The organism is Thermofilum sp., assembly GCA_038741495.1.
In the GTDB taxonomy this organism is placed as follows: domain Archaea; phylum Thermoproteota; class Thermoprotei; order Thermofilales; family Thermofilaceae; genus Thermofilum.
The window spans coordinates 22,415-41,199 of the sequence record JAVYKX010000003.1 but is presented as its reverse complement, the minus strand read 5'-3'; the positions used below and the strand labels follow the sequence as shown (position 1 = coordinate 41,199).

16 protein-coding genes are annotated in these 18,785 nt (G+C 57.3%); 7 read left to right on the top strand and 9 right to left on the bottom strand.

Going from position 1 to position 18,785, the window contains the following annotated elements; genetic code table 11:
* Positions 1–67 precede the first annotated feature (67 nt).
* The 4 genes from QXU72_07915 to QXU72_07900 are packed head-to-tail and all read left to right on the top strand — an operon-like array spanning position 68 to position 4,022.
* Complete coding sequence (locus QXU72_07915) at positions 68–1,333, top strand: extracellular solute-binding protein (protein ID MEM0495167.1); 1,266 nt, start codon at positions 68–70, stop codon at positions 1,331–1,333.
* Between the two features lie 45 nt (positions 1,334–1,378).
* Positions 1,379–2,224, top strand: a complete 846-nt coding sequence (locus tag QXU72_07910) for an ABC transporter permease subunit (protein MEM0495166.1) — start codon at positions 1,379–1,381, stop codon at positions 2,222–2,224.
* Between the two features lie 56 nt (positions 2,225–2,280).
* Positions 2,281–3,027 carry an ABC transporter permease subunit gene (locus QXU72_07905; protein MEM0495165.1) on the top strand — a complete coding sequence of 249 codons (747 nt, stop codon included), beginning with the start codon at positions 2,281–2,283 and terminating at the stop codon, positions 3,025–3,027.
* Complete coding sequence (locus QXU72_07900) at positions 3,024–4,022, top strand: hypothetical protein (protein ID MEM0495164.1); 999 nt, start codon at positions 3,024–3,026, stop codon at positions 4,020–4,022. Before QXU72_07905 ends, QXU72_07900 begins: the two co-directional genes overlap by 4 nt.
* On the opposite strand, the gene QXU72_07895 is transcribed toward QXU72_07900, so the two are convergent.
* Positions 4,012–5,109, bottom strand: coding sequence for an ABC transporter ATP-binding protein (locus QXU72_07895; protein ID MEM0495163.1), 1,098 nt, complete (start codon positions 5,107–5,109; stop codon positions 4,012–4,014). The genes QXU72_07900 and QXU72_07895 overlap by 11 nt on opposite strands.
* Positions 5,110–5,171: 62 nt before the next feature.
* Here QXU72_07895 and QXU72_07890 point away from each other — a divergent pair, with 62 nt between their 5' ends.
* Positions 5,172–6,161 (top strand): BadF/BadG/BcrA/BcrD ATPase family protein, encoded by a 990-nt coding sequence (locus QXU72_07890; protein ID MEM0495162.1) that lies wholly within the window; start codon positions 5,172–5,174, stop codon positions 6,159–6,161.
* Between the two features lie 32 nt (positions 6,162–6,193).
* On the opposite strand, the gene glmS is transcribed toward QXU72_07890, so the two are convergent.
* Both glmS and nagA read right to left on the bottom strand, forming a co-directional pair.
* Positions 6,194–8,023, bottom strand: a complete 1,830-nt coding sequence (gene glmS, locus QXU72_07885) for a glutamine--fructose-6-phosphate transaminase (isomerizing) (GenBank protein MEM0495161.1) — start codon at positions 8,021–8,023, stop codon at positions 6,194–6,196.
* A 9-nt stretch (positions 8,024–8,032) separates the two neighbouring features.
* On the bottom strand, positions 8,033–9,163 hold the full coding sequence (gene nagA, locus QXU72_07880) for an N-acetylglucosamine-6-phosphate deacetylase (GenBank protein ID MEM0495160.1): 1,131 nt from the start codon (positions 9,161–9,163) through the stop codon (positions 8,033–8,035).
* Positions 9,164–9,305: 142 nt separating this feature from the next.
* Here nagA and ptsP point away from each other — a divergent pair, with 142 nt between their 5' ends.
* Positions 9,306–11,027, top strand: coding sequence for a phosphoenolpyruvate--protein phosphotransferase (gene ptsP, locus QXU72_07875; protein MEM0495159.1), 1,722 nt, complete (start codon positions 9,306–9,308; stop codon positions 11,025–11,027).
* Here ptsP and QXU72_07870 read toward each other — a convergent pair whose 3' ends face one another.
* Positions 11,028–11,300: an HPr family phosphocarrier protein gene (locus tag QXU72_07870; protein ID MEM0495158.1), complete on the bottom strand. Its 273-nt coding sequence runs from the start codon at positions 11,298–11,300 to the stop codon at positions 11,028–11,030. It lies immediately after the preceding gene.
* Positions 11,301–11,422: 122 nt separating this feature from the next.
* Between QXU72_07870 and QXU72_07865 the strand changes: the two genes are divergently transcribed.
* Positions 11,423–12,166, top strand: a complete 744-nt coding sequence (locus QXU72_07865; GenBank protein MEM0495157.1) for an SIS domain-containing protein — start codon at positions 11,423–11,425, stop codon at positions 12,164–12,166.
* Between the two features lie 17 nt (positions 12,167–12,183).
* On the opposite strand, the gene QXU72_07860 is transcribed toward QXU72_07865, so the two are convergent.
* From QXU72_07860 to nuoK, 5 genes are all read right to left on the bottom strand, one after another.
* Complete coding sequence (locus tag QXU72_07860) at positions 12,184–13,458, bottom strand: glutamine synthetase family protein (protein ID MEM0495156.1); 1,275 nt, start codon at positions 13,456–13,458, stop codon at positions 12,184–12,186.
* A gap of 98 nt (positions 13,459–13,556) precedes the next feature.
* Positions 13,557–14,906 (bottom strand): proton-conducting transporter membrane subunit, encoded by a 1,350-nt coding sequence (locus QXU72_07855; GenBank protein ID MEM0495155.1) that lies wholly within the window; start codon positions 14,904–14,906, stop codon positions 13,557–13,559.
* Positions 14,903–16,966: an NADH-quinone oxidoreductase subunit L gene (locus tag QXU72_07850; protein ID MEM0495154.1), complete on the bottom strand. Its 2,064-nt coding sequence runs from the start codon at positions 16,964–16,966 to the stop codon at positions 14,903–14,905. Before QXU72_07850 ends, QXU72_07855 begins: the two co-directional genes overlap by 4 nt.
* A 1-nt stretch (position 16,967) precedes the next feature.
* Entirely contained in the window at positions 16,968–18,476 is a 1,509-nt protein-coding gene (locus tag QXU72_07845) for a complex I subunit 5 family protein (GenBank protein ID MEM0495153.1), read from the bottom strand.
* Positions 18,476–18,781, bottom strand: a complete 306-nt coding sequence (nuoK, locus tag QXU72_07840; protein MEM0495152.1) for an NADH-quinone oxidoreductase subunit NuoK — start codon at positions 18,779–18,781, stop codon at positions 18,476–18,478. Before nuoK ends, QXU72_07845 begins: the two co-directional genes overlap by 1 nt.
* Between the last annotated feature and the right edge of the window lie 4 nt (positions 18,782–18,785).

Below are 18,785 nucleotides of genomic sequence, written 5' to 3'. Positions count from 1 at the left end.
CCGATAGTCAAATAAATAGAACAGGAACAAAGTTAAAATATATGTTTTTGTTAAACCTGTGGATAGCATGAGAGCCATAACAAGGCTAGAGACTGTATTGATTATCCTACTGGTAGTTTTAGCCGTTATAGCTACTTACGGCTGGTTGAGAACACCTGCACCAGTTACTCCGACAGCGCCCACAGCACCTGTTGCTGAGAGAGTGTACTATGTGCCTATCCTAGATAAGTGGATGACGCACAGCGAAATAGTCGCTGAGATAAGAAAAGAGGGAAAAGTAGTCATAGCCGATTGGACGTATGGCGGTCTTGTAGAGACTTTCCACGTCCCTGCCTTTAAGCAGTATGTAAAGAAGCAATACGGCGTAGATATAGAAGTTACATGGGTTGGAACACAGGAACCTGAAGCGATAATTTCCTCTGTCCTCATGGCTTTGGGGGCCGGCAAGGCTCCCCCATACGATGTAGTAGCGATAGAGGCACCGTACTTCTTTAGAGCTTTGAAAGCTAATGCTGTTGAGCCGGTAATATACATCGGTAACCCGCTAATGAATAATCTCAGGTACGTGAATCCATTCTTTATGCAGTACCAGCCTCATGGAGTAATTTTCCAAGCAATAGATACGGCTGGAATGCTTATTAACACTGAGAAAGCAGGATGGATAAAGGATTATAGAGATCTGGCCGATCCCAGGCTAAAGGGCCATGTTCTTCTACCAACCCCCGGTACAGTGCACTTTGCCAACTTTTTAGTGAATCTTGCGCTAGCTTTAGGTAAAGATTACAAGAATCCAGGCGAAATGAAAGAAGTAATCGAATTCGCGGCTGCGAAGATACACCCCAACGTCCTTAGATACACTGTTTCTGAAGCTGAAATTATGGAGCTCTTAGAGAGAGGAGAAGCATGGGCAGTAGCCTGGTGGTGGTACCTCGCGCCGGTCGAAGCCGCTAAGGGCTATCCTGTAGCTAGAGTGGCACAACCGCAAGGGAGCGTCTTTGTGCCGGGTATAGCCTGGATACCAAGGAAAGTCGAACACCCCGTCCTCGCTCAAATCTTCATTAACTTCCTGATGAGCCCTGAGTTCTGGTTCGCTTTAGACTTCCCCCACTACAGGGAATCTAAGGAGGACTTCCTAATGCTTCATCAAAACCTACTTAATGATACCAACTTCAATCTTCTGCCTGACTGGATCAAACCCATGTATGCGAACGTGTACCCGTACCCTCTGGACAAAATGTTCCAGTGGTACGTTATTCCAGACTACGACTACATTGAACAGCATACTGAAGAGTGGTCTAGCCTCTACCGGCAGCTCACGGGCGTAAGAGGTTAGATAAACCTCGCAAGTTTTAATTACGTAAAAAGGAGGGTTTTTCTCATGCACAACGGCGATAGAAGCCGTGGAGCCATCTACGCAGCTTTGCTGATACCCACCGTGATTTACCTAATTCTCTTCTGGTTCATCCCCTTGATCAACATAGCTATAATGAGCCTTACCAGCGGGGATTCATTCATACTTGGAAAACCCGTTTACGTAGGACTACAGAACTACGTTAAGGTTCTTGAAAGCTACTCCAGCACGGTAACGAATACCTTGCTGTACCCTTTTGCAGCTGCTGTTATTGACCTCGCGCTAGGTTACCCCCTAGCATATTTCCTTGTTCGCGGTAAAGTGAAGTTTCAAAATCTTCTCAGAGCATCCTTGATATTTCCCTATTTTGGGGACATCTACGTCTCTTACGGGTTGTGGAACATGTTTCTCCCGGGCGGCCTCTTCGATTTCTTCTACTCATTCTTCGGCATCTCCTACAAGCAGATACTCTACACTCCTTACGCCGTTATAGCTGGGTTCTCGATATTCACTCTGCCCTTCATGGTTCTCTATGTTTCTTCGGCGCTCAGCGAAGTTGACCCTGCGTTAGAAGAGGCGGCATACGCGCTAGGAGCTACACCTCTAAAGACATTTCTGAAGGTTGTACTTCCCTTGTCAGCTCCCGGTGCGATAGCTGGCTTTTTAGCTTGCTTTGGGTGGAACATGGGAGGCTTTCTAATTCCACTTCTGCTTGGAGGTGTAGAGGCCAGTAACGTTATCACAGTAAACATTGTTTACCTTACTCTTCAGGTTCATAACTATGGGGTAGCCGCTACGTTGGCAGTTATTCTCACCATTATAACGGTCATTTGCACATACGCGACTTTCGAAATCACAAAAGTGGCAGGGTGATGTATATGCCATCTGCGCTAACTACAAGTCTCAAATACATATATCTTGTAATAATAGTGTTTTTTGCTATATTAGCGCCATTCATCTTCATCTTCTATAGGTCAATTACTTACAGAACATATGAGGGAACATACTTCGTTGGGTTAAAGTTCTACAACGAGATAACACCAGCTTACTGGAGAGCGCTGTTAAACAGCATCGCCGTCGGGCTCCTAGTATCGGTCTTCGATTTCCTGATAGCATTTCCCGCAGCGTACGTGCTCTCAAGGTACGAGTTTAAGTTCAAGAAGCTGGTTGCAGCTCTGATAGTTGCCCCAATGTTTACACCGGACGTTGTAGCTGGTGTAGGTCTCTCTAGCGTCTACATTAAGTATTATGGCCTTTTCGGCACATACCTAGGCACGGTTCTGGGTCTCGCGTCGACAAGCTACCCGATGATGCTCTTACCGCTCTTTGCTTCACTTAAAACGCTTGATCCTGTGTACGAAGACGTTGCTAAAAGCCTGGGTGCCACTCCACTGCAGGCTACACTGAGAGTGACACTCCCTCTTATAGGCCCGGGCATATTTAGCGGGTTCGTTCTCACCTTTGTCTGGTGCATTAACAACTATCTCCTGCCTCTGTTTCTCACAGGAGGTGCTATAGACTTGCTAGCCGTTAAGCTCTACTCTGATATTCGGTGGTGGGGCTTACTCGGAAGAGTCGCCGCAGAAGCTAGCGTACTACAGCTGACTACTTTCATCGTCGTGCTCCTCTATCTTAAGACAATAGGGGCTAGGTACCGCGGGGGTTTCGCTATTTGAACAGGCAGATACGTACTGCAATAGCGATTTCAGCGTTTCTCGCACTTGGAATAGTGGCTATCCTCTTCTACTCGCTCCACAGAGTCCACCCTCCTTCGAGTTACTCTTCGGGAAGCATCCTAGCTGCTATGGTCCTATCTAACACCAGCTACCTTAACCTCGGCGACGTCTTTACTGTGAAAATTATCGGAATGGGCGAAAGCGGGTTCAGCGTACGCATAGAGCCCTCTTCGCTATTCACAGTTGTAGAGAGGCGCTCCACGGAGAAAGCAGTGGAATTCATTGTATCGGTTAAAGAGACAAAGGTACAAGGACTGGCAAGCGGCAGGGTGCTAGTTTCCAGAGGAGAAACGTTGCTTCTCGAAGTACCTTTTTACGCCGTTATTGGATTAAGCCAACCAACCATATACAGCAACGGTGCTATACTAGAGGTAAGGGGCGAGAACGGCAGCCTCAGAGTGTGGATCTGGGAAGTAGGTATACCCTACAAGCTGTCATCTAGACCCTTCTTCGCTCCTAAGCTTGAGGGTTTTATGCTTCTGCAGGACTATCTTAATCTTCAACTCTACGTGAGCAGCGTAACGCTCAGACAAGGAGTTTGGTGGCCTCTCAGAGGGCTTGGCCCGCAGAACTTCCAGAAAGAACTTGAGGATGTCATTCTTGTGAAGCCAGCTGATGATTACATCATCGTTAATGTGACGGAAATCCCTCTCTCAGCTAAGGGGAGCAGCATCGCGATATCAGGGACTGCTAGCATAAAGGAGACTCTCGAAGGAAGAAAAATCCTGAAGCTAACGCTTGGTTTTCTCGATAAGCCGCACATCTACGTGATTGTACCCGAGAAACTCTCTGTTGTCTCAGCCTCAGCTGCCGGTGAAGAACTCGCTTTCAGTACCTGTATCTACGCTCCACCAGGGTATAGGTGCTACCAGATTGATGTTCCAAAAGCTATCCTCAGCCCATTTGACCTTGAAATCATATTTTCTAAAGCTTAAAAAGAATAGATTTCGTGAAGACTAGATAAACTTTACTTCCAGGGTTTATCTTTGAGTAATTATACTTTGCATCTCCATAAGCATCCACTTTCATTAGCTCACCTCCAATGTCAACTTCGAGCCTGAGGTACTGACCGACGAAAATCTTCCTATAGAGCATGCCGGGGATAGTATTTGCAGCAGGTTCTTCCGCTTTAAGCTTATCCTCTTCAGCACTCGTAACGATCTTTATATCGTCCGGGCGAACTCCGAGAAGCACTCTGTCACCCGGCTTTAAATCTTCTCGAGCAGGTGAGAAGAGAGTTAAGCCGCCAGCGGAAACTTTTGCCGTACGGCTTACAGGATCGATTTCGTAAACTTCTCCTCGAAGGAAGTTCATACTGCCTATAAACTCCGCTATGAAGGGGGAGACCGGTTTCTCGTATAACTCAAGCGGCGTCCCACCCTGCTCTATCACGCCTCTGTTGATCACGTATATGTAGTCAGCTATCGCGAAGGCTTCACTTTGATCATGGGTCACATATAGCGAAGTTTTACCGGTCTCCTTGACGATTCTCCGTATTTCAAACTTGAGTTCTTCTCTAAGCTTAGCATCCAGATGGCCGAGAGGCTCGTCGAATAAGAGCACGCGCGGGTTTGTCATCAAAGTTCTAGCAATTGCCACGCGCTGAGCCTCACCCCCGCTCAGCTCACTAGGCTTTCTCCTCTCGTACCCTTCAAGCTTTACGAGCTTAAGTAACTCCTTCACTTTAGCATCTATCTCGGCTTTCGGCATCTTCCTGAGCTTAGCTCCAAACGCTATGTTCTCATAAACAGAGAGGTGTGGAAACAGAGCGATGTTCTGGAATACAAGACCTACATTTCTCTTCCAAACAGGCACGTTAGTAACATTATCATCGTCAAAGTATACTTCCCCTTCATCCGGGTACAGGAGCCCCGCGACTATTTTCAGCAATGTAGACTTCCCGGAGCCGCTGGGGCCTAAAACGCAAACTAGCGCACCGTCATCAGCGTGGAGATTCACGCTTCTAAGCGCGTAATTCTTGCCGTAAAGCTTTGAGACATTTTTCACATATACTTTAACCATGTCCTCACCCTGGTATTCTTAAAAGGCTCTTTAACAGCTAAATACATGCTGGTGGAGAAGAAGTGTACGTGCTGTTAGTTGAAGGGGGTAAAACCAAGACTCTGAGTGTGGTTGTGGACGAGCAGGGGAACATTCACGGATACCACGTCGGTGGTTCGACGGGGTGGTCGACAGTAGGGTTTGAGAAAGCTTACGAGAACCTTGTCGCCTCACTACAGCGAGCTGTGAGAAATAGCCGTATTAGCCTAGAAGACCTTGAGGGGGCCATCCTCGGCTTACCCGACCTCGATACTGAGAGAGATAAGGAGTACTTCGCCCGAAGGCTTAGAGAGGATAGGCTTTTCAGGAGCCGCTTAGTGCTCGTTCCCGACTTCGTTACTGCCTATTACGCTGTCACGCTGGGGGATCCTGGAATAGCTGTGATCGCGGGAACAGGCTCGATAGCTTTTGGCAGGAACTCTACAGGAGAGGAGGCAAGAGCAGGAGGGTGGGGCTGGTTCGGGGGAGATGAAGGTAGCTCAGTCTGGATTGCTATGCGAGCTTTAAGCGTCTGCTACAAATCTCTAGACGGGAGGGGAGAGCGCACCCTCATAGCTGAGAAAGTGCTCAGGTTTTTCAGTGTAGAAGAGCCGCGCCTGCTTATTGACGCGATATACGCGATAGCTGCCCGAGATGTGGGAGAGCTGGGGAAAATAGCGAAGCTTGTCAGCGAAGCTGCTGAACAAGGAGATCCTGTAGCCCGCACGATTCTTGAAGAGGGAGGACGAGAGCTTGCGCTCATGGCTAAGGCTGTGCACAGGAAAATAGGGCAGCGGGAGAGGAGAATGATTATCGGGGGCGTGGGAAGCGTCTTCTCCTCTAGGATAGTTAAGGAAAGCTTTCTGGAGAATTTACGGGATCTTTCCAATGCTCAGCTAATAGATCCGCTGACTGGCTACGCGCCGATGCGTGGCCCAGCTGCCATATTCGCCGAGATGTACCACCTCCAGAGAAGTGTGATTGAAAAGATAACTAGGCAGGTTGAAGAGCTTCAGGTAGCTGGGCAGGCTTAGGAGCAGCTTCCCTGGTAGTTTCCAGCGCGGAGTCACCTCAGTACCGCTTTCGTCAAGTACCTTGGCGCGTCGATGGGTCTTCCCAGCTTTTCTCCGAGCCTGTACGCGAAGAGCTGCAGGGGGACTGCGAGCGAGATCGGTGCAAGGTGCCGCTCGGTCCTCACCGTGGTGAGCACTGCCGCGCCCGCTTCACCTGCTTCGGCGAGCTTCTCGTCTCCCTCAAAGCCTGCTGTGACCACTGTGGCTCCTGACTCTGCTGCTGCGGTGATGAGCGGGTAGGTTGCCTCGGCGGCTACTTTCTCCACGGGGACGATGAAGCCAGCGAAGAAACCTTTCTCGACGAGTACGAAGGGGCCGTGCTTGAACTCGCCCGCCTCAACCCCTTCAGCGTGGAAGTACGCCGCCTCCTTGAGCTTTAGAGCTCCTTCAAGGGCGAGCGGGTAGGTGATTCCTCGCGAAACCACATACCCGCCTCTGCAAGCCGCCACCTGGGCAGCCGCCCGCGTCGCCTGGCGGTCGAGCTGGGGGAGCCCCGCCGCAAGACTCTGCGCGAGGGTTTTCACTGCCGCTACAGCCCGGGAGTGCTCGTCCTGGGAAACTTTACCCAAGTCTCTGCCAGCCTGCAGGGAGGATAGGTAGAGGAGGAGGAGCGTGGAGGTGAAAGTTTTCGTCGCTGGCACCGCGATTTCGGGGCCCGCGCCTATAGGCAGGTAAACGTTGGAGAGGCGGGCTAGCCTCGAACCAACGTAGTTCGTTACTCCGAGGATGGTAGCTCCCCGTAGCTTCGCCTCGTAAAGTGAGCTGAGCACGTCGCCCGTCTCCCCAGACTGGGATATCGCGATCACGAGGCTACCTGGGCCCACGTTCTCGACGTAGTAGAGCGGGAACTCGGCTGCGCTGACTACTACAGGGCTTATGCCTGCGAGCTCGGAGAGGTAGTAGCCCGCAACGAGCCCCGCGTGGAGGCTGGTCCCGTTCGCGATAATGTAGATCCTATCTGCACCCGTGATGAGGCGAGAGGACAGCTGGAGGTACTTCGCCTGGATGGTGTAAAGGGTCCTGAGAAGCGCGTAGGGCACCTCGTATATCTCTCGCAGCATGTGGTGCGGGAACCCCTCCCTATCCGCGAGCCTCGGGTCGACCGAGAGGGTTCTCGCCTCCCTGTTCACTGGGCTGCGCTGGCGGGTGTAGATGGAGAAGCCTTCAGCCGCTACTCTCACAACCTCTCCTGGAAGAACCTCAACTACCTCCTCTGCGAGATCTAGCAGGGCAGCCTCCGTAGAGGATAGCAGGTAGTAGTCTCGCGACAAGCCCAGGTAGAGAGGCGTGTGCGTGCTCGTAGCTGCAATGCAACCCTCGTCCCTGAAGAGAGCTGCTACCGCGTAGAACCCCTCAAGCTGCTCCGCCACTCGAGATAGCGCTTCGGCGGCAGCGACCCCTTTCTCGAGCTCCTCCTCCAGCAGGTGAGCAGGCAGCTCGAAGTCGCAGCGGGAAACTAGCCTGTGCCCCCTCATGAGCAGGCTGTCCTTCAGCTTCTCGTAGCCCCCGATCGAGCCGTCGCCGACCACCGCTACCGAGGACCTGCAGTCCAGGTGCGGGTGCGCATTCTCCCTGGTGGGTCTGCCGTGAGTAGCGTACCTGGTGTGGCCGAGCACTACAGGGCTCGTGATAGACTCCAGGTTGAACTTCTCCGCAACTTCTTCGAGGCTTCCCACATCCTTGTACACTTCGAGGAAGCCGCCTCTGAGCGCGGCGAAACCCGCGCTGTCGTAGCCTCGGTGCCTCAGCCTCGCGAGGCCGCGGATAACGGGGGGGAACGCGTTGCCTCCAGTTCTCGAAACCGCCGCGAATATCCCGCCCACCGGGCTCACCTACGCTCCGTACACAACCTCGCCGTTCACGATAGTTTTTTCGACTCTCAGCTCCTCGTCGAGAAGCACGAAATCCGCTCTGAAGCCGGGCTCGAGAGCGCCGACCCTGTCCCTCCCGACCGCTAGCACGCTCCTAGCGGGCGTTAGACTAGCCATGGTCAGCACATCCCTCAAGCCGTACCCGAGCTTAACCAAGTTACGCACTGCTGTGTCCATCGTCAGAGTGCTCCCAGCGATAGTGTCCCTATCGGCAAGCTTCGACACACCTCCTTTAACGACGATCCTGAGCCCTCCCAGCGTGTACTCGCCGTCCGGGAGCCCCGCAGCCTGCACGGCATCGGTCACGAGCACTACTCTTCCTGAACCGGCACGGTCGACAACTAGCCTCACGGTGGCCGGGTGCAAGTGCACGAAATCCACTATCGCCTCGACAAACACCTCCGGCCTCTCCAGCAGGGCGAAGGCCAGACCGGGCTCCCGGTGGTGGAAGCCCCGCATCCCATTAAAGATGTGGTTCGCCTTCCTGGCTCCAGCCTCCACGGCTGCCACTGCCTGCTCGTAAGTTGCATCGCTGTGCCCGAGGCTCACCGCGATACCCCAGCCTGCAACCTCCCTGATGAAGTCGAGCGCTCCCTCGAGCTCGGGCGCGACTGTCACCTGGCGGACCAGCCCGCCCGACGCTCTAACGTACTCGCTGAGCTCCTCGAGAGAAGGCTTCCGGAAGAAGGCCTCGTTCATCGCCCCCCTCCACTTAGGGTTGAGGAAAGGCCCCTCTAGGTGGATCCCGAGGATTCTCGCGCCCAGCTCCGGCCTCCAGCGAGAAGCAGCCTCCTTGACGGCTGAGCAAGCTCGCAGGAGAGCTTCCCGGGGGGCGGCGACCGTGGAAGCCAGGAAGGAAGTCACACCGTGCTTCACCAGCTCGCCGGCGACTCTAAGGATACCGTCAGCGTCCGCCTCGGTGAAGTCCACTCCCTTGTAGCCGTGGATGTGCGTGTCGATGAAGCCCGGCGAAGCGGTTAAGCCCTCGCAGTCCACAACCTTATCTCCGCGGAGACCTTTCCCGACGGCCACCACGAGGCCGTTCTCGACCGCGATGTCCCTGACCCCAAGGTCCTCGGCGGGTGTCAGCAGCCTGCAGTTTCTGTAGACTACTCTAATAGCTGGTCACCCAGTCCTTACCTCTGCTAAGCTCGAGATATCGGTTTCGCATTCCGAATACGTATTCGGAAAAAGTGATATTCGGCGCGCGCTAAGCCCTTGGGGGCACTTGCCCATGCTGAAATTCAAAGGCGTAGTGGTCTCGCCGGGTGTCGCGTCAGGCCCTCTGCTGGTGCTTAGGCGGGAAAGCGCTTTAGAAGCCGTGGAGAGGCGGAGCGTAGAGGATGCTGAGCAGGAGGTTCTCCGCCTGTCTGAAGCTGGCTCTCAGCTCAGGAGAAAGCTGGAGGAGATCTCCTCGATGCTTCCGAGAGAAGAGCGAGAGATAGTTGAAGCCCAGATCCTGATGCTAGACTCGCTCGTCCAGGAGGCTCAGGAGAAGGTTCGCTCCGAGCTCACCTGCGCGGAGTGGGCAGTAAAGCAGGTTTACGAAAAGTACTCCTCTCTCCTCGCCAGCGGGGGCGAGCTCTTCGCGCTCAGAGCGCAGGACTTGAGGGACCTCGCACGCAGGCTCGTCGCTGTGCTGAGCGGCTGCTCTACAATTCAGCTAAGCTTCCGCGGGCGCGTACTGGTGGCCGAGGAGATGGACCCTATCGAGTTCCTTGAAGCGAGCGAAGCAGGTATCGCCGGGCTAGTCACGCGGTCAGGGGGGCCTACGTCGCACGTCTCGATCCTAGCCAGGCTCCGCGGAGTACCCTACGTGATCGCGAGCAGCGTAGATCCCGCGCTCCTCAAAGACGGTGCCGATGCTGTACTGGACGCGGTCAACGGGTACCTTATCGTGGAGCCGCCGCTAGAGGAGAAGAGCCGCTACGAGGCGGTAGCTGCCGAGCTGCGCGAGCTCGCGAAAGCATACTCGGCTGAAGCTCTACTCGAGCCGGTCACCGCGGACGGCGTGAGAGTCTGGGTTGCGTGCAACGCTGGAAGCGTGGAAGACCTGCGCGCTGCAGCTTCGTACGGCTGTGGCGGCGTAGGCCTCTTTAGAGTCGAGTTCGCGTACATGGCTAAGCTGGAAGCGCCCAGCGAGGACGAGCTCTACGAGCTATTCCGGCGCGGCCTCGAGCTCCTAGGTGGGGGGCCGCTCACAGTCAGAGCACCGGACATCGGGGGTGATAAGCCGGTTAGGTTCCTCGAGCTTCCGGGCGAGCCTAACCCTCAGCTCGGCGTCCGCGGGGCTAGGCTCCTGCTCGCGCACCGCGATAGGCTCCTGAAGCCGCTGATCCGCGCTGTGCTGCGCGCGGCAGTGCACGGCGACATTCGCTTGATGTTTCCGATGATTACTTCCGTAGAGGAGGTGGAGGAGCTCACCAGCGCGGTGGCCGAGGAGGCTGAGAGCCTGGAGAGCCTTGGAGCAGCCTACAGGCTCCCGAAGCTCGGCGTGATGGTTGAGGTCCCCTCTGCGGCTCTGCTGGCGAGGGAGATCGTCGAGAAGGGGGGGCTGAGCTTCATCAGCTTCGGAACCAACGATTTGACCCAGTACGTTCTGGCGGCGGATAGGGGGAACCCTCGAGTCAGCAGTATCTACGACGAGATGAACCCCGCGGTCCTCCGCCTCATCCGCTACGCGGCGGAGCGGGTGAAGGGTAAAGCGGAGGTGGAGGTTTGCGGAGAAATGGCTAGCAGGGGTTTAGCTGTGCCTGTACTTCTAGGCTTGGGGGTTGAAGTGCTCAGCGTTGCTCCAGCGTTCGTCGGCAGAGTGAAGTACGTTATCAGGCGCGTAAAGATGTCGGAAGTCTCAGAGCAGGTTCGAGAACTTGTGGAGCGCGCAGCTACCTCAAGTGAAGTGAGAGCGTGGAGCAGAAAGTACCTGGAGAGCGTTGGCGCGAGAGTTCTCGAATAGCTACTTGTCGACGCTTGGGAGAACCTCCTCGATAAGCTTTCTCAGCTCTTCGAGCGCCTGGTCCTCGTCAGACCCCTCAACGACGAGCTCTATCTCGTCACCCATGTCCACCCCTAGAGAGAGAACCTGGAGAATGTTCTTCGAGTCGGCGGCTTTCCCGCCTTTCTTCACGAGGATCTTTGAGGAAAACTTCCTCGCCGTCTGGACGAACATCGCTGCAGGCCTCGCGTGAAGGCCGCTGCGGTTAGCAACCTTTAGTCGAAGAGACTTCACGTACCCAGCACCCCCTTCTCTCTCCTAAAAAGGTAGTGGCACAACACTCAAGAATAAGGTTTAGCCCGCAGTCTTCCGCGCAACGCTAACTCTTTATTACTCTCAACCGCTAAGAGGAGCGTATGAAGGATAATGCTATCGGCCGGTTCTACATAGAGGTGGCTAGGCTTCTTGAGCGAGTAACTTTCACAGAGGAGAAGAACATTGAGAAAGCTGCAGAGGTCGTAGCGGAGTGCCTCGCGAAAGGCGGCTTCGTCTACGTTTTCGGGACAGGGCACTCGATGACGATGGCGATGGAGATGTTCTACCGGGCTGGGGGGCTTGTCCGCGTCTACCCGATACTCGACCTCAGCGTCTCCGGGATGAACGGAGCAGTCAAGAGCACGCTTCTCGAGAGGACGCCAGGCTACGCGAAAGTCCTGCTGGACTCCCTAAGGATCTACCCGAACTCGGCTCTGATCGTGGTGTCGAACTCGGGGAAAAACGCGGTCCCTGTGGAGATGGCTAAGGAAGCGAGAGAAAGGGGGATGAAAGTTATCGCGGTCACGTCGGTGGAGTATAGCCGCAGCGTCCCGCCGGCTAACCCGCTCGGGAAGCGGCTCTACGAGCTGGCGGACGTCGTCATAGATAACAAGGTTCCGGCTGGTGATGCAGTCTTGAAGCTCGAGGGGCTGGAGCAGAAGATAGCTCCCGTCTCCACGATCGTCAACGCGTTTATCCTGCAAGCGCTGGTTGCCAGAGCAGCCGAGATACTTCTCAGCAGGGGGGTGAAGCCGGAAGTCTGGATGAGCTCTAACGTACCTGGGGGTGACGAAACAAACCGGCGCTACATGGAAAAGTACTTCGACGCTGTGAAGTACCTGTAGCTCTGCGGGGCTCAGGCTCAGCGGCTCACGTATTTCTCTAGCTCCCAGTGTGTCACTCCGCTGCACGACCCCCCGCAGAGCTTCAAGTAGTCGCCCCACTCTCTTCTCTTTACCGCAGTGTAAGCTTCGAGAAAGCTCTCAGGCAGCACGCCTAGAGAGCGGGCAGCGCCCAGCTCCTCCAGAGCCTCACCCAAGCTCGAGGGTACGCGCGCCAGCTCTCCAGAAGTGTACGCGTTAACCGGTAGCGGCGGGCCAGGGTCAGCGCGCTCCTCCAAGCCGCGCAGGCCGGCGAGCAAGGTCGCGGCGACGGCCAGGTATATGTTCCCCGAAGCGTCCGGTAGCCTGTACTCTACCGTGCCGGCAGCCCGCCCGCGCGATCTCGGGATTCTGACGAGCGTGGACCTGTTCCCGAAGCCCCAGGTGAGGAACACGGGCGCCTCCATCCCCGGCACAAGCCGCTTGAACGAGTTCACGGTCTGGTTAGTGAACGCCGAGAGGGTTCTCGCGTGGAGAAGCAAGCCGCCGATGAAGTGCACGCCTTCTTCCCTCAGCTCGCCGTCCTCGAAGAAAGAGCGGCCCCAAGGCGCGGCGCTCAAGTGGACGTGCATGCCGCTTCCCGGTAGGTCGCTGAAGGGTTTAGCCATGAAAGTCGCTGTGAAGCCTCTCGCGAGGGCAACTGTCTTGATGAGGCGCTTCAGGAAGACAGCGTTATCCGCTGCTGTGAGCGGGTCAGAGGGAGGTGTGAGCACCTCGTACTGGCCGGGCCCTACTTCGTGGTGAAGCGAGCGAATTTCAACACCGCTCTTCACGGACTCGGCGGCTTCGAGCAGTAGGCTGATCCCTCGGCCGTCTGGGGCCCAGTACCCGCGGCTGTCAGCAGGCTTCCCTCCCTCTAGCAGGTAGAGCTCAAGCTCGAGCCCCACCAGTACCTCTCCCGGGAACTTCGCGGCTAGGTCTCGGAGCAGCGTGCGGGGGCAGTGAGCGAAGGGCTTGTCCCCGTAGAGGAGGTCTCCTGAGAGGAAGCCGAAGCACCTGCCGTCAAGGCAGTAAACTTTCAGCGAGCGGGGATCGGGCACCACCACCAGGTCAGAGTCCTCGACAGGCTTGAAGCCTACGGAGTAGCCGTCCACGCGGAAACCCTCCAGAAGGTCTGGCAGTCTGTCAGCCTTGAAGAACCTGGATCTCGTCTCCCCGTCTAGGCTCTGGAAAGCAACTTCGATAAACTTTACTTGAAGCTTCCCGAGAGTTCTTGTAAGATATTCCGGCTCCTCTTCTTCAGCACGTGGCGGCATGACTCATTTTGAGGGAGAGGTGATAAGAGCTTTTCCCGCAGTAGCTTGAAAGAAATCCAACACCCTTGGGGACTGCAGAAAAACCTTTTCTAGAGAGCTTACAGCAGCACGAAGGGCAGCAGGAAGCCTGCCGCGACGCTAACAGCACTACACGCGAGTAAAGCCGCGCGAGTGCTCCTATAGGGCAAGGTTGCCGGCTTCCCGCTCTCGAAATACATGCTCTTAACTAGGCGCGCGTAGTAGGCGGCCCCGATCCCTGTGTTTATTAAAGCGATTGCAGTGAGCCAGGGAGCGCTCTCAACGACAGAGAGGAAAAGGTAGAGCTTACCCCAGAAGCCCGCCAGGGGCGGCATCCCCATGAGGCTCAGCAGCAGGATAAGGGAGCTAGCAGCGGCCCCGGGATCCGCCGCGCCCAGCCCCTTCACCTCCTCGAGGCTCACAGGAGCTGCACCGCTCCTGCGTAGCAGCCTTGCTGCGAGGAATAACCCTGTCTTCCCGAAAGAGTAAGCTAGGAGCTGGAGCAGCAGGCCGGCGACGGCGAGGCTCTTCGCCTGCCCGTGGAGGGAGAGAGCGGCTACCCCCACGAGAATGTACCCAGCGTGGGCGATGCTGCTGTACGCTAGAAGGCCCTGCAGGCTCCTCTGAAGCAGGGCTGCGATGTTGCCGTAAGTCATTGTGAGCAGCGCGGCGAGCCCCACAAGGCGCAGCCAAGAGTCCCCTAGCGTGTCCGCCGCCACTAGCGAGAGCTTGTAGAACACGAGTACTGCAGCGCTCTTTGAGAGGGCTGAGACTAGCGATACTGGGAGCGGGTCCGAGACCCCGTACGCGTCGGGAAGCCACGCGTGGAACGGGAAGACTCCCACCTTGAAGCCCACAGCGGCTAGCAGCAGCCCTAGAGAGGCGAGGAGGAGATACCCGCCAGCCCGGGACGGCTCGATTGCGAGGCTACCTGTAGCCGCGGTTGCGGCAGACAGGGCGAGGAGCAGGAACGATGAGGAAGCGACACTCATCAGCCCGTACTTAACCGCGCCCGCTGCCGAGAACTTATCCTTCGCCAACGCGAAGAGCGCGAAAGAAGCTACGGAGAAGAGCGCCCACGAGGCCAGGAGCACGGGCAGCGTTCCAGCGTAAGCTAAGCCCGCCACGCCCAGCGCTGATAGCAGAGCGATGCTGTAGAAGGGGGCTGCCTGCGCGTACTCCGATGCGGGACCGGTGAAGCCTGCGAGAGCTACCAGAGCGTCGAGGAGGGCGATCAGCAGGACAGCGTAGGAGAAGCTATCCAGGCTCAGCTCTCCCGACGAGGAAGCTGGTGAAAGAGCGTGAATTGCGAGCGCGGAGGCTGCGCCGAGGAGCGTGAGAGCTTTCACGAGCCTGGGCTTGCCGGAGAGCAGAGGTGCTAGCAGGGCGGGAGCGGCAAGGGAGATAGCGAGGGCGGGGAACCAGCTCACTTAAACCACCCCAGGACTAGAGCTAAGAGGAGAAGGGAGGCTCCAATCCACATGAGAGCGATGTAGTGCGGCGCCTTCCCTGTCTGGAGGCTCCTGAAAGCTCTCCAGAGGCCTGTGAAGGCGTTGACGAGGTGCCTGTGCAGGAGGCTGTCGTAGCCTGACTCTAAGACTCTCGAAGCGAAGCCGGCCGCTCCCTGGAAGAAGCGCGGGATCGCTGAGTGGTAGAGCCTATCGATGAAGGCTGTGTCGAAGAAGCGGTAGAGGATTGTTGATAGCTGCCTAAAGCCGCCGACTATTACCCGGTAGTAGATGCCGTTCACCAGCCAGCGGTCGTAGAGGAAGGAGTGCAAGCCCGAGAGAATCCTGCTCCTGCTCACCCGCTGGTAGGGGTGGATGCCGGCCCAGCCGTAGGCGTACAGGGTTACGGAGAAGGCGGCGAGCGCTAGTACTAAAGCCGCCTCGACAGCTCCCGGGATCGCCGCCAGCGTGTGCGCCTCCTTCGCTGGCTTGACGCCGACGCTGTGGTGGAGCACCTCCTCGAGGCGGGGCGATACGAGGGGCCACGCTAAGCCGAGCGCAGCGCTGGCGAAGCCTAGAGAAAAGTAGGGAGCGAGCATGGCGAGGCCGGGCTCGTGCCCGTGCGCGTGAGCAGCGCCCAGGAACACCCTCGAGAATACCCTAGCAGTGTAGCAGGCGGTCAGGGCAGCAGTCACCACAGCGAGGAGCGTTGGCGCTAAGAGCCCTGCTTCGCTAGCGTAGTGGATAACCTCGTCCTTCGTCCAGAAGCCCATGAAGGGCGGGATGCCAGCGAGGCTCAGCCCGGCAAGCAGGAATGAGGCGGCTGTCAGGCGCATGGGGCCGGCTAAGCCCCCCATGTCGTCGATAAAGCGGCTGTGAACGGCATGTATTACCGCGCCCGCGGCGAGGAACAGTGATGCTTTGAACACAGCGTGGCTGAGCAGGTGAGAGAAGCCGGCTGCCAGGCCGCCGACCGCGCCCGCGGCGAGCGCGCCCGCGGCGGCTCCGAGGAACATGTAGCCCAGCTGGCTAGCGGTGGAGAACGCGAGTACTAGCTTCAGCTCTCGGCTGACGAGGGCCATGGTGGCCATCATGAACGCTGTGAAGGAGCCTAGCAGGGCGAGCGCCTCCAGGAATCCGTGGATCACGCCCGCAGCTCCGGCGATGCCTGCCGCAGCGACCAGGAAGGGGGTGAAGCGGAGGAGGAAGTAGACACCGGCTTTCACCATCGTCGCAGCGTGGATCAGCGCGCTGACGGAAGTGGGGCCAGTCATCGCGGTGACAAGCCACTCGTGGAACGGGAACTGAGCGCTCTTAGCCATCGCGCCGAGGAACAGGAGCCAGAGGAAAGCCGGCAGCACACCCGCCGCGAGCAGCTTTGAAGCCCACGCTCCGTCCGCGAGCTGCTGCAGGAGAGTGGTCCCGAGCACGGTGTGCAGAGTGGCGATGCCGACTATCATCCCCACGTCCCCGACGCGCGTGAAAACAAGAGCTCGTAGGCCGGAGTGGCTCGGCTCAGACCACATGGGCACCTTAAGGGCCCTGCGCTCCGGGTCGCCGACCCACCTCTCCTCCTCGTCGGAGAACCAGTGCCCGATGAGCGCGTAGCTCGCTAAGCCAGTCCCCTCCCATCCTACGAGCATCGCGAGGAGGTTGTCGGAGAGGACGAGCAGCATCATACTGCCCACGAAGAAGGTGAAAAAGAACCAATACCTGGTTTCGCCGCCCTCGCCGCGCATGTACTCGTAGCTGTACACCGCGATGAGGAAGCTCAACCACGAGACTACTAGCGCCATTAAGCTGGAGAGCCCGTCGAAGAACACGCCGAACCGCACCGAGAGGGACTCGATCCAGGTAGCGCTCACGTGAACCTCGTGCCCGGAGGCCACCATGGCAGCGCCGGCGCTGGACGCTAGAGCGGAGACGAGAATGGAGAGTATGGCCACCAGGGACTTCGCACCCCAGCTCGCCCGGCTGAGCGCCAGCACCAGCGCCGCTCCCACGTAGGGCGCAAGCCAGGCCAGGATGAGCAGCTCCTCCAAGCTAACCACCCAGAACTGCCGCGATGACTCTCACCGTCGGGTCAACGAGCGGGGAAGCCGCGATGAAGGAGAGAATCCCCAGAGCGGCCAGCACTGCTAGCGGCGCCCAGAGGCCCCTTGCAGCCTCGCGCGCGTTCTCGACGCGCAGCGGGCCGTAGAAGACCCTCCTCATGGTGAGGAAAGCGTAAGCCGTGGATAGTCCGACGCCGACCACCAGGGCTGCGGCTACGGCTACGTACCACGTTTGGCCGAGCGAGAGAGCTTTCTCAACAGCACCCCTCAGGATGAGGTACTCGCTCCAGAGCCCCGCTGTGGGCGGTATGCCGGTGATGTGCATGAAGCCTAACAGCGCGAGCGAGGCAGAGTAAGGCATCTTCTGCGCGAGGCCGCCCATCTTCGCGATGTCCCTGAGCCCGTGGTAGGTCGCGATGAGGATGCCTGCGACGCCGAAGAGGATAGCCTTCCCGAACGCGTGCACGAGGTAGTGCAGGAACGTCCCCGCGACACCGTAGGCGGAAGTTGAAGCGAGGCCGAGGAGCAGGTAGCCCATCTGGGAGATACTGCTGTAGGCTAGGAGCCTCTTGAAGTCCGTCTGGCTCAGCGCCATAAAGCCGCCGTAGATTATCGTCGCCAGCGCCCACGTCATCAGCAGCGGGCTGTAGGCCTGGAAGGTCGAGGGGAAGAGGACGTAGACGATCCTGAACATCATCGCCGCTCCAAGCCCGATGAGGTTGGGGCTAAGCAGCGCCGAGACGGGTGTGGGGGCCTCGGCGTGAGCGTAGGGAAGCCACATGTGGACTCCTAGGGCGGCGAGCTTCACCGAGAGACCGAGCAGCATCAGCGCGAAAGCGTAGTCTCCCACCCCTTCGCCGAGCCCTTTCAGGAAGCTCCCGCTCGCGGAGATGAAGTCGAACCCTTTCTGGAAGCCTACGGCGAGCGCTCCGATAAGGAAGAGTAAGGCCCCCACGTGGGTCCAGAGCAGGTACATTATGGCTATGCGTATCCTGTCGCCGTAGCCGTAGAACGCGATGAGGAGGAAGCTCGGGATCAGCGTGAGCTCGAGGAAGATGTAGAACTCGATAATGTTCGTGGACATCACCGTCCCGAGCATCGCTAGCGCGAAGAGCGTGTAGAGGAAGTAGTAGCTTCTCCAGCCCGGCGCCTCGACACCTTCATGCTTGAGCTCCTCAAACCTGTGGCGCATGTAGGGCTCGCTGTAGAGCGCCACAACCGCGGTCGTCGCGGCTACGGAGAAGGCAACGAGGAACACCATCGGGTCCATAGCGAGCGCGAAGGTGCCGAGCCCGTCCACCGTGAAGCGGAGAGGGTCGAGCCAGACGCCCTTCACTCCGTGGAGGGCATAGGATACGGCGATCAGCAGCGCTGAAGCTCCCAGAGCGGAAGAGTTAAGGATCGCTGCCCCGCGCCTACCGAGGCGTAGCAGCAGAGTCAGCAGCGCCGCTGCAAGAGGAAACAGCACGCTCAACCAGAGGTACGGTACTTCACCCATCACTCCACCACCTCTAGACCGGGAACCTGGTAAACGTCAACACTCCTGAACCTCCTGTAGAGGAGGACGAGAATCGACACCAGAACCCCCACCTCCACACTTCCGAGAACAACCGAGAAAACAACCAGGATGAAGCCCCCGAGGGAAGCTGAAGAAGAGGTGAGCGCGAGAGCGCCGAGCACCACGCCGTTGAACAAGATCTCCAGGGAGATTAAAGCCTTAATAGCGCTCCTGCTCACCAGGGCTCCGTAAGCCCCTACGGCTGCGAGAAGCGCTGAAGTTAAGAAGTAGATCTCCGCCATCATATCT